9 protein-coding genes are annotated in these 11,288 nt (G+C 43.6%); 5 read left to right on the top strand and 4 right to left on the bottom strand.

The features are described from left to right. The first annotated feature begins 106 nt into the window (after positions 1 to 106). The 3 genes from B2Z67_RS14030 (at position 107) to B2Z67_RS14040 (ending at position 3,498) form a co-directional block, all read left to right on the top strand. Complete coding sequence (locus tag B2Z67_RS14030; RefSeq protein ID WP_291530464.1) at positions 107 to 619, top strand: gamma carbonic anhydrase family protein; 513 nt, start codon at positions 107 to 109, stop codon at positions 617 to 619. Between the two features lie 171 nt (positions 620 to 790). Further along, entirely contained in the window at positions 791 to 2,533 is a 1,743-nt protein-coding gene (locus B2Z67_RS14035) for a Stealth CR1 domain-containing protein (protein ID WP_291530465.1), read from the top strand. Positions 2,534 to 2,559: 26 nt separating this feature from the next. Further along, positions 2,560 to 3,498: a stealth family protein gene (locus B2Z67_RS14040; protein ID WP_291530466.1), complete on the top strand. Its 939-nt coding sequence runs from the start codon at positions 2,560 to 2,562 to the stop codon at positions 3,496 to 3,498. 3 nt (positions 3,499 to 3,501) lie between these two features. On the opposite strand, the gene B2Z67_RS14045 is transcribed toward B2Z67_RS14040, so the two are convergent. The 4 genes from B2Z67_RS14045 to gltX form a co-directional block, all read right to left on the bottom strand. Further along, positions 3,502 to 4,380, bottom strand: coding sequence for a glycosyltransferase family 92 protein (locus tag B2Z67_RS14045; protein WP_291530467.1), 879 nt, complete (start codon positions 4,378 to 4,380; stop codon positions 3,502 to 3,504). A 32-nt stretch (positions 4,381 to 4,412) separates the two neighbouring features. Then, positions 4,413 to 5,405 carry a stealth family protein gene (locus B2Z67_RS14050; RefSeq protein WP_291530468.1) on the bottom strand — a complete coding sequence of 331 codons (993 nt, stop codon included), beginning with the start codon at positions 5,403 to 5,405 and terminating at the stop codon, positions 4,413 to 4,415. Between the two features lie 134 nt (positions 5,406 to 5,539). Continuing rightward, positions 5,540 to 6,418 carry a lysophospholipid acyltransferase family protein gene (locus B2Z67_RS14055; protein ID WP_291530469.1) on the bottom strand — a complete coding sequence of 293 codons (879 nt, stop codon included), beginning with the start codon at positions 6,416 to 6,418 and terminating at the stop codon, positions 5,540 to 5,542. Beyond that, positions 6,415 to 7,929, bottom strand: coding sequence for a glutamate--tRNA ligase (gltX, locus tag B2Z67_RS14060; protein WP_291530470.1), 1,515 nt, complete (start codon positions 7,927 to 7,929; stop codon positions 6,415 to 6,417). Before gltX ends, B2Z67_RS14055 begins: the two co-directional genes overlap by 4 nt. A 97-nt stretch (positions 7,930 to 8,026) precedes the next feature. Here gltX and B2Z67_RS14065 point away from each other — a divergent pair, with 97 nt between their 5' ends. Next, a complete protein-coding gene (locus B2Z67_RS14065) occupies positions 8,027 to 10,087 on the top strand; it encodes an HD family phosphohydrolase (RefSeq protein ID WP_291530471.1) in 2,061 nt (686 codons plus the stop codon). A 5-nt stretch (positions 10,088 to 10,092) separates the two neighbouring features. Further along, positions 10,093 to 10,860: a hypothetical protein gene (locus B2Z67_RS14070; protein WP_291530472.1), complete on the top strand. Its 768-nt coding sequence runs from the start codon at positions 10,093 to 10,095 to the stop codon at positions 10,858 to 10,860. Positions 10,861 to 11,288: the final 428 nt, after the last annotated feature.

Below are 11,288 nucleotides of genomic sequence, written 5' to 3' on the forward strand. Positions count from 1 at the left end.
GAGGAGAATAGAGATACTACTGAGATATTACTGAGATACTACTGAGTATCAACAAATATCATACAGTTACACAAACTGGTACCTAAGCATAAAATCAATCAATAAAATGGCATTAATAAAATCAGTTAGAGGTTTTACTCCCGAGTTTGGAGAAAACTGTTTTTTGGCAGAAAACGCGGCTATCATCGGAGACGTAAAAATGGGACGCGATTGCAGTATTTGGTACAGCACCGTGCTACGCGGAGACGTAAACTCCATCCGCATCGGAGACGGAGTGAACATACAGGACGGCAGCGTACTGCATACATTATACGAGAAGTCGACAGTAGAAATAGGTAATCACGTATCCGTAGGGCACAACGTAACGATCCACGGGGCAACCATCAAGGACTACGCGCTGGTGGGGATGGGGTCAACGATTCTTGACCACGCCGTTGTAGGCGAAGGAGCCATCGTTGCAGCCGGTTCGCTGGTTCTGAGCAACACCGTCATCGAACCGGGAAGCATTTGGGGAGGCGTACCTGCCAGGTTCATCAAGAATGTGGATCCGGCGCAGGCAAAAGAGCTGAACCAGAAGATAGCGCACAACTATCTGATGTATTCCGATTGGTACAAGTGAGGATTCGAAATTAATCATACTCAAGCGTTTCTCAGGCATAGAAAGCTGACCGGCACAGGAAAAGAATATTCGGGCAGGCTTGCAAATATACCCGCTTTCTGAATTATATTCTCAAATATGTCGTATCTTTGTCACATTCTCCGGCAAGGAGCAATAACTATTTTTAGCAAAATGAATATGAATCCGGATATACCGAAACAACCAGTCATCGTATCCCTGACTTCATTTCCGGCGGCGATACCGTATGCCTTCCAGGCCATTCAATCCATTCTGGATGGTTCCGTTCTTCCCAACAAGGTTATTCTTTACCTTACCATTTCGCAGTTTGGCGAGAGTGGAATTCCGCAGGAACTCCTGAAACTGGCAAATGACAACCCTGTTTTTGAAATACGGAACTACGACAGGGATATTCGCTCGTACCGGAAATTGATCCCCGCATTGAAAGATTTCCCTGATGCTGTAATAGTGACGGTTGACGACGATGTGGCATACCACAAAAACATGTTGAGAGACCTGCTGCGCCTGCACGAACAGATTCCCAATGCGATACTGGCACACCGCGCCAAACGGATAAAATTAGACGCTCCATATCGTAAATGGAGAAAATACAGATGGTACAGCTTTCTGATAAAAAAAATCCATTCCGGCTTTACGAACATACAAACCGGTGTTGGGGGCGTGTTGTATCCACCCAATTCCCTGAAGGCGGAGATGCTTGACGTGGAATTATTCACAGAAATTGCGCCGACAACGGACGATATATGGTTCTGGGCGGCGGCAGTGGCTAATGGCATCCAAATTGTGCCTGTTCCTTTCGGGCATAACAAGCCACGCAGTCTTAAAAAGCCGAAAGAACTATCTTTGAAGACAGTCAACTTCAAATCGGGAACAGATCTGAACCGGGCTGCATTGGAACGCATACTCGAAAGATTCCCCCTGATAGGCAAAGAATTGGAGATGAAAAACAATACGGAAAAAATGGACATTGATTTAGTATATCTTTGGGTAGACGGCAGTGACCCGGAGTGGCTGGCAAAACGCAATGCCTTTACCGGAAACATACCGAATAATACCGAAGCAAACTGCAAAGGCCGTTACACCAACAACGATGAACTGAAATACAGTTTGCGGTCGGTAGAGAAGTATGCACCCTGGATACATCAAATCTTTATCATTACCGACAACCAAACGCCAGCCTGGCTGAATACGTCAAACCCGAAAGTGAGGATCGTAGACCTCAAGGAAATTATGCCGCCGGAAAGTCTGCCATGCTATAACTCGATACTGATAGAGTGCTTTTTATATAAGATACCGGGGCTTTCGGAACATTTTCTCTATGCCAACGACGACATGTTTATAAATCAACCGGTGACCCCTGACACATTTTTTGGTGCAAACGGTTATCCTATTATTCGCCTCTATCGCAAATCGTTCAGGAAAATACGCTGGTTCTGGCGGGAACGAATCCGCAAGAAACCCTTGAACAGTTACAGGCGGGAAATAAAGAATGCCACAAAGCTGGTCGAAAAAAAATATGGCACATACTACAGCGGCTTGCCGCATCATAACATTGACGCTTATTTGAGAAGTGATCACCAACGGGTTGTTGAGCATCTGTTCAAAGACGAAATGGGAGCAATGCTAACCAGCCATACACGTAAAAGCAGTGATATTCAACGCGTTATACATTCATACGTTGCCCTGGCAGAAAAGCATGGACATTTGTACTATGCGTCAAAAAAAGAATCGCAGCATCTCGCCATACATAGAGATAAAGACTATGGGAAGCTTGAGAAATACAATCCGCTGCTGTTCTGTATGAACGATTCGCAGCATGCCCAGGACAGTGACCGGGAACGGGCAAAAGCTTTCTTGGAGAATTATTTCCCCGACAAATCGGAGTTTGAGAAATAGCCAACTTAAATATCAATAGCAGTATAATGGAAATGGACGTTGACTTAGTATATCTTTGGGTGGACGGGAACGACCCTCAGTGGTTGGCAAAGCGCAATGCCGGTATAGGAAACACGGAAGAGGAATCGGCCGTGAATTGCGAAGGCCGGTATGCCGATAATGACGAACTGAAGTACAGCTTGCGCTCGGTAGAGAAATATGCCCCTTGGATACGTCAAATCTTTATAGTTACCGATAACCAGACGCCTGCCTGGCTGAATACGTCAAACCCGAAAGTGAGGATTATAGACCATAAGGAAATTATGCCGGAAACCTGTTTGCCATGCTTCAATTCAGTGTTGATAGAACATTTCCTACATAAAATTCCGGGGCTTTCGGAACATTTTCTCTATGCCAACGATGATATGTTTATAAACAAGCCCGTTACTCGCGATACATTTTTCGCTGCGGACGGCTTGCCTGTTATCCGGCTCAATCGCCGACCGTTGAGGAAGTGGAGCCTGCTATTCAAGGAAAAAGTTCTGAGAAAGCCGCTGAGCAATTACGTCCGGACTATACGGAACTCCGCCGAGCTGGTCGAAAAAAGGTATGGCACCTATTACGGCGGGAAAACACATCACAATATTGACGCTTACCTTAAAAGCGATTACCGCCACGTGGGACAAGTATTTAAGCGTGAGATAGAAGCTACTTTATCAAATCATGTTCGCAGCTTAAACGACATTCAGCGGAATATATATTCCTACGTACCCTTAGCCGAAAAGCGCGGGCATCTGCTCTATGTTTCGCAAAAAAGTTCGTTCAGGCTTCATATTCAAAATGAAAGCCATTACAGAAAGTTAGAGAAATACAATCCTCTGCTATTTTGCATGAACGATTCGCAATACGCAAAGGACAGTGACAGGGAAAGGGCGAGTGCATTTTTAAAGAAACGTTTTCCCGAGAAATCTCAATTTGAAAAGTAGTTTTTATACTTCTTCAACATCATTGAGATCGTATTTATTAAAATATTCCGACCTTACTGTTTTTTCTGTCCCGCTAGCCCTTCCGCGAGCCTGTTTTTCCAAAAACTCCTCGTATGACCTTACCGCATAATGATTGATGCGGATAACGTCCTGCTGCGGCTCGCGCTCACGAAAATGCTTTTTCACCGGATTGCCATGGGAGTCAGCAGCATAGCCGGATATCCGCGCCGCCTCGTGGCAACCGATAAGAGAGAAGACGCGCCGTGCATCTACGATGCTTTTCACATGCCGGTTCAGGAAATGATCCGGTTGGGAATGGCGCTTAAATCTTTCCATCATCGTTCCGGGAGATTTCGTATTCGCCCCGCCACTGCCATATATCAACCAATTTATTTCTACCGCAGGGAACTTTTCAAACCGACTTAGAAACTCCGGAATCGTCTTATCCTTTACCGGCACTATAAACTCGTCGAGGTCGATAAAGGCAATCCAGCGCGCCGCCAAACGATGTTTTTCCAGACAATCGTCGTAAGCTGCCAACTGTTTTCTTTCTCCGGGAAAAAAGGTATATTCCACTAACCCCGACTTGACAAATGGCGCAAGCACTTCTTTCGTGCCATCTGTGCTTTCATTGTCATATATATAGAACTTCTCGACACCCTGTTTGCTGTGCCATTCTATCCATTCCTTGAAATAAGGTCCTTCATCTTTCGCTATCGCACAAACCGCCAGATAGTATTGCGGTGGCGTGTTGTCGTGTTTCAACCGGCACTTCAGTTTCACGGCATTAGAAAGCCCATAGCGTAAAATTCCACGCCATCTGTTCCGTGCCATTTTGCAAGGAATCATTCCTGCTATAATTTCTGCAATCACCTTATTCATTATGACTTACGATTTATCGTTCACTTCAAAATCTATAATTCAAAGCTTGACTTTCCGGGTAAGATATGCTCAAAAGCATTTTTTATATTTTCCATAACCCGCGCATAATTACGGATATGTACATTATCATTCAGGCACACCAGCGAATAAGATTGTTCGTAAATCGCTTTAGCGGCCTGTTTGGGTCTAATCATAAGCGGAAACATCTTGGTGTCAGCGTAGGTATTGTAAGGCTCAAAATTGCCTCGACAGATTTGCCACGTGCGGAAAAGTTCCGGTGTAAAATCATTCAATGCGCGGAACCTGTTGACTGACGTTTCGGTTAATTCTTTTTCGGCAACAGCCCATACTTCCTCGAAAGTAGTTTTTAGAAAAGGCTGTGCATTGTGAGGCGTCCGCAAAGTAATAAACTTGCCGTATGGTTTCAGTAAATAATTCCAGCGTGCTCTCGACCCGTAGCTTTTATCAAACCATTTATCATGAAAGCGAGCCATCACTTCCTTTTTATCAAAATGACGGTTTATGATTTTCAGATTGTTCTTTATTCTTTTGTACCATTGCGACCAACTGGGATTGTAAAGGAAGGCAGCAATATCACAAGGCAGCCCGTTTTTGAAAAAACGCTCCGGAGCAATTGTATTTATGATATAAAAGTCATCATTGAAATAGATGAAATGCTCCGCTAAATCGGGAATTTTATGCAGATAGCGTTCAATCACCACAGAATTGTAAGTAGGTAAGAATTGTTCCGGAATATAATCCTTGTGACTCACCAGATTAATCTTTGGATTGTTTTCATCGAGCCAATCCGGTTTTTGTCCGCTGGTCACAAAATGTATTTTGCGCACCCAGGGGGCAAATTTCTCCACTCCGCGAAACCAGTATTTCAGGAAACCGTAATCGCGAAAACGGGCTTCCGAAACCCCGTTCTTCGAATTATCTATTTTCCCGGAATATTTCGCAAAATCCGCCTGCCACTTCGGGTCGTTCATATCGACCCACGTGATTACAAAATCTATATCCATATTGTGGGGACTTCTTATATATATTTACTTTTATGGAGAGTTGAAGTCCGTTAAACTCTCTGCAAAGTCAATTAGAATATAGCAACAACAATCAGACAAATAATGAAGATGTTTTAATGTAAGAATTAAAAAACTTATGTATCTGATTTTTGAGCATGTTTGAAACGGTTGTGTGTCCACAAGTATAATTCCGGTTGCCTTAAAATGGCTTGTTCCAAAAGCTGATAATAGAGAGCTGTTAATTCAAAATCGGGCAGTGATTGCGGGTTTTCGTGAATTTGAATAAACTCAGCTTCGTAATATCCCCTTTTCACCCTTTTTATATTAAGATACCAAGCCTCAAATCCATAATGCTTCGTAATCTTTTCTGTTCCGGTCAATACAGGGGTCTTGTGATGCAGGAATTGCACAAAATGGCGTACTTCCCTTTTCCTTGGCGATTGGTCGGCAACAAATCCGATAATACCGGCTTTATGGTGGGCTGCCATCTCGTTTATATAGCGTGCTGTCTTTCGCATTTCAACGCAAACGGATCCCATGCGCTCGCGATTGTGCGACATCAGCTTATCCATGCTTTTATTGCGCAGCTTGCGGTAGATTTGGGCGGCTACTATTTCTTTTTCTAAATACAAAGGTATGAAAGTCACCCATTCCCAGTTTCCATAATGTCCCATATAAACCGAAACGGTTTTCCCTTGTTTCAGTATTGCATTTATAGTTTCGACATTCGTAAACTTCATCCGCCGGCTTATTTCTTCCAAGGACATGGAAGGCATTTTGCAGATTTCAAAAATAGTATCAGCAAAGAAACGATAAAACTTCTTCTCTATTTTCCTGATTTCGGGCAAACTTTTCCCGGGAAAAGATTCGGTCAGGTTTCTACGTACAATCTTACGGCGATACCGGACAAGGTAATACAATAGATAAAACAAGCCGTCCGACAAGACATACAGCACGCGTAAAGGGATGTATGACAGGAGTTTTAAAAAAAAATAGAGCAGGCGGTATATCATAATTCTTCGATTGCTTTTTCGAGCCGGGCAATTGTTTCTTCCCTGCCGATAATTGCCGTAATGTCGAACATGTGCGGGCCTTTTCCTTCACCTACCAGCGCCAGCCGGAAGGCATTCATTATATCCCCCGTATGATATCCTTTCTCTGCAATCCAGTTCATCACGATTTTCTCCTGGTTTTCAATGCTGAAGTCTTCGATACCTGCCAGCACTTCCGCCAGTTCGGTCATTTGTTGCGCCGAATATTCTTTCCAACGCTTCTTTACTGTTTTTTCATCATATTCCGCAGGAGCTACAAAGAAGAAGCTACAGGTTTCCCACAACTCACGCACAAAGCTCACGCGGTTCTTCATCATACCTGCTACTGCCACAACTTTTTCAAAAGGTTCTTCTACACCATGTTCTTTCAGAACCGGAACAAAAAGCCTTGCAATTTCTTCATCAGGCTTCATCATGATATATTCATGATTGAACCAAATGCCTTTCTTATAATCAAACTTGGCTCCTGACTTGCTGCAATGGCTCAAATCGAACAATTGAACCAATTCATCCATTGACATGATTTCCTGGTCGTTACCGGGATTCCAGCCCAACAAAGCCAGGAAATTAATAACCGCTTCGGGCAGATAACCGGATTCGCGATACCCGGAAGACACTTCTCCCGATTTAGGGTCGTGCCATTCCAGCGGGAAAACAGGGAAACCGAGACGGTCGCCGTCGCGCTTGCTTAATTTTCCGTTGCCTTCCGGTTTCAACAATAAAGGCAAGTGGGCAAAGGCCGGCATGGAATCTTCCCATCCGAAAGCACGATACAGCAATACATGCAACGGTGCGGAAGGCAACCATTCTTCACCACGGATTACATGGGAAATTTCCATCAGATGGTCGTCGACAATATTTGCCAGGTGATAGGTGGGCAGTCCGTCTGCGGATTTATATAGCACCTTATCGTCCAGGATAGAAGAATTAATCACTACTTCTCCCCGGATAAGGTCGGTTATATGTACATCTTCGTTAGGTTCTATCTTGAAGCGAACCACATACTGGTTACCTCCGTCAATCAATGCATCCACCTCTTCTTTCGAAAGCGTCAATGAATTACGCATCTGCATACGGGTGGAAGCATCATACTGGAAGTTTACAATTTCGGCACGTTTCGCATCCAGTTCCGCGGGAGTATCAAAAGCGTAATACGCTTTGTCGCCATCCAACAGTATCTGCACATATTTCTTGTAAATTTCGCGGCGTTCGGACTGACGGTACGGTCCATATTCACCACCGAAGCTGACACCTTCATCGAACGGGATACCCAACCACTTGAAAGATTCCAGGATATATTCTTCCGCGCCCGGCACGAAACGGTTACTATCAGTATCTTCAATACGGAAAATCATGTCTCCACCATGTTGACGGGCAAAAAGATAATTATATAATGCGGTGCGCACGCCACCAATATGCAACGCCCCTGTAGGACTCGGGGCAAAACGGACTCTGACTCTTCTTTCTGTCATATTTTGCACTACTTATGAGATAATTAGGCGACAAAATTAAATCTTTTTTTCCATACTAATGTTTTTTTTCGTACTTTTCGCAAAAAATTCAACCAATATGAATAATTCCAAGTCCATAAGGAAGTTCTCTTATAAAGATTTGCTTTACAAAGCACTCATTTTTGTGGGTACAGTGGCTATTATTGTCTACTTCTTGCCGCGCGACGGAAAGTTCAATTATCAGTTCAGCGTGGATAAGCCCTGGAAGTACGGACAACTCATGGCTACTTTCGATTTTCCTATTTACAAAGACGATGCTGTCGTTAAGCATGAGCAAGATAGTATTCTTGCTTCTTTCCAACCTTATTACCAATTAGATAAGGAGATAGAGAAGACTATGCTCAGTAAGTTGAAGGCAGACTATCAAAGCTTTCTGCGTGAAATCTTTCCGTCATCCGACTACATGCGCTATCTGGAAGGAAAGTTATCTGAAATATACAAAGCCGGAATAGTGTCTACGGAGGAACTCGATAAAATACAGAAAGACAGCATCGCCACCATCAGAGTGGCCGATGACAAACTTGCCAGCCAGAGAAATACCGGACAACTGTTTTCTATCAAAAAAGCATACACTTATTTACTCACAGCCGATACGGTACATTATTCTCTTCAAATCTTACGCCAATCTTCCCTTAATGAATACCTGCGCCCTAACTTGTCGTACGACAAACAGCGTACGGAAACAGCCAAAAAGGAAATTCTCGACAATTATGCATGGGCAAACGGTATTGTAGTCAGTGGTCAGAAAATCATTGACCGGGGAGAAATCGTCAACCGGGAAACTTATAGCATTCTCGAAAGCCTGCGCAAAGAGTCAATCCAGCGTAGCGATTCAACTGGACAAAAGCGCCTGATACTGATCGGACAAATCTTGTTTGTCAGTGTTTTCATGCTATGTTTCATACTTTACATCGAACTCTTCCGCAAGGACTACTATGAGCGTAAAGCCAGCTTGTCTCTGCTTTTCATACTCATCATGTTCTATTGCGTAGTGACAGCGCTCATGATAGCGAATAACATCTACAATGTTTATATCATTCCTTATGCCATGCTGCCTATCATTATCCGTGTGTTCCTCGATTCGCGTACGGCATTTATCACGCATGTGGTCACTATCCTTATTTGCTCTATCTGTTTGCGCTTTCCTCACGAGTTTATTCTGCTGCAAGTTTCAACCGGCATGGTTGCCATCTTCAGCCTGCGCGAACTGTCACAGCGTTCGCAGCTCTTCCGGACAGCATTATGGGTGATATTGACATACGCAACTGTTTACTTCTCCTTTGAGCTGATATTAGGAAACGACCTGTCAAAACTAAACGGATCCATGTACATTTACTTCATTATTAATGCCGTTTTCCTGCTATTTGCCTATCCGCTTCTGTTTTTGTTGGAGAAGACTTTCAGTTTTACTTCCAACGTAACATTAGTAGAACTATCCAACATCAACAACCCGCTGTTACGCCGCTTATCCGAAACAGTACCGGGAACTTTCCAACACTCCATGCAAGTGGGCAATTTGGCAGCAGAGGCTGCTAACCGTATCGGCGCCAAAAGCCAACTGGTACGTACCGGAGCTTTATACCACGATATCGGGAAAATGGAGAATCCTGTCTTCTTTACCGAGAATCAGTCGGGCGGGGTCAATCCACATAAAAATCTCAGCTACGAACTGAGTGCGCAGATCATTATCAACCACGTAACGGATGGATTGAAATTAGCAGAAAAGAATAATCTGCCCAAAGTGATAAAGGACTTTATCAGTACCCACCACGGCCGCGGGAAAACAAAATTCTTCTATATATCCTGGAAGAACGAGCATCCCGGCGAAGAACCCAATGAAGAGCTGTTCACTTATCCCGGCCCTAATCCGTTCACACGCGAAACGGCTATTCTTATGATGGCGGATTCTGTGGAAGCCGCTTCACGCAGTTTGTCCGAATATACGGAAGAAAGTATCAATAACCTGGTAGACAGAATCATCGACTCGCAAGTGGATGAAGGTTTCTTCAAGGAATGTCCCATCACCTTCAAGGACATTGCTACTGTAAAATCTGTCTTCAAAGAAAAGCTGAAAACGATTTACCACCCTCGTATCAGCTATCCGGAACTTAAAAAATAAAAGAGATGAAAGCAACAACCCAAGACCAAAAACGTGCCGAAAGTTTGCTACAACGCAAAGGTATCCGGCTACACAACATCCAGAGTTTCAGTTTCATGAAGCGCTCCCATGAAGCGCCTCGCGAAAGCAACCTGAAAGTTAAAGATAAATATGGCGCGGGTATATTGATACTGCATTTGAAACAAGGTGATCAAAGAGCTACTTATATTCGTCCTTTCCAGCATCCGTCGTCTATAATCCGGTATCTGATATCACAGAGTATACCCTTTGAAAACTACGTTCACCGGGAACGAACCGCCGAAGAAATTCAGGAAACAATCTATCGACGCCCGTCTCTTTATATGTTCTACTTTTTCGTACTTTTTATAGCATTCATGGCATTTGGCTTTCAGGCTATTATGTTGGGGACATGGTGGGCGCATATTCTTGGAATAATCTCATTCGGTCTGGGCATCTATTTTATACAAATGCTGATGACCCGTTTCTGTTATCTGAAAGTGGATAACAAAGACCTCAGCATATACAGCGTTGGGCGTGAGATAAAGTATTCTTATGAAGACCTGCTTAAAGTGAATTTTGACTTTGCGCGCGAACAGGCATTCACTCACATTATGGAAATCCTCGATAAGGACTACCACTACCGTCTTTACTATATAGGGCGGGTCTCGCGACGGACATTAAATGAAATAGCCGAAGTATTGCAAAGCGCAGGCGTTGACGCAACATGCAGTTTGAATGAAAACAAACGGTTCTATCATGACATCCGGCATTAGGAGAGAGACGAATTAAAACGGGGAAACAGGCCGGGAACAAGCTCAAAAGACGATACATTAGCATTACGAATGCGAGCCAGGAGTCAGAGGAATTATCGCTTCACTCAGGAGTTAGAGGAGTTAAAGCCGATAGTATTGCTACTGATTATATAGAGTTAAAGCATACGGAGTATCGGCTTTAACTCCTATAACTACTGAGAGAAGCAATAACTCCTTAACTCCTGATTTACATTAGTAATAAAATAGGTTCTCTCATGTATATACATGATACATACCGGGTTTTGCGGTGAAAATACCACTTGCTTATCGCATTGACAAGTTTCATTCTTTGTCTTTTTTGTTATCCGCAGTAATAGCACTAAACTGATAAATGAGAATTTAGCGGTGGGAATGATTAATAGTAGTATCTCTATTCTCCTCCTCCTGGG

The sequence above is a fragment of the Bacteroides sp. UBA939 genome (genome assembly GCF_002293435.1).
Classification (GTDB): Bacteria; Bacteroidota; Bacteroidia; order Bacteroidales; family Bacteroidaceae; genus Bacteroides.

What these genes read in the sequence shown, in the direction of transcription:
- B2Z67_RS14055 (WP_291530469.1), bottom strand. Translation starts at nt 6,418, where the DNA reads ATGATATACCGCCTGCTCTATTTTTTTTTAAAACTCCTGTCATACATC.
- gltX (WP_291530470.1), bottom strand. Translation starts at nt 7,929, where the DNA reads ATGACAGAAAGAAGAGTCAGAGTCCGTTTTGCCCCGAGTCCTACAGGG.
- B2Z67_RS14045 (WP_291530467.1), bottom strand. Translation starts at nt 4,380, where the DNA reads ATGAATAAGGTGATTGCAGAAATTATAGCAGGAATGATTCCTTGCAAA.
- B2Z67_RS14065 (WP_291530471.1), top strand. Translation starts at nt 8,027, where the DNA reads ATGAATAATTCCAAGTCCATAAGGAAGTTCTCTTATAAAGATTTGCTT.
- B2Z67_RS14040 (WP_291530466.1), top strand. Translation starts at nt 2,560, where the DNA reads ATGGAAATGGACGTTGACTTAGTATATCTTTGGGTGGACGGGAACGAC.
- B2Z67_RS14035 (WP_291530465.1), top strand. Translation starts at nt 791, where the DNA reads ATGAATATGAATCCGGATATACCGAAACAACCAGTCATCGTATCCCTG.
- B2Z67_RS14030 (WP_291530464.1), top strand. Translation starts at nt 107, where the DNA reads ATGGCATTAATAAAATCAGTTAGAGGTTTTACTCCCGAGTTTGGAGAA.
- B2Z67_RS14050 (WP_291530468.1), bottom strand. Translation starts at nt 5,405, where the DNA reads ATGGATATAGATTTTGTAATCACGTGGGTCGATATGAACGACCCGAAG.
- B2Z67_RS14070 (WP_291530472.1), top strand. Translation starts at nt 10,093, where the DNA reads ATGAAAGCAACAACCCAAGACCAAAAACGTGCCGAAAGTTTGCTACAA.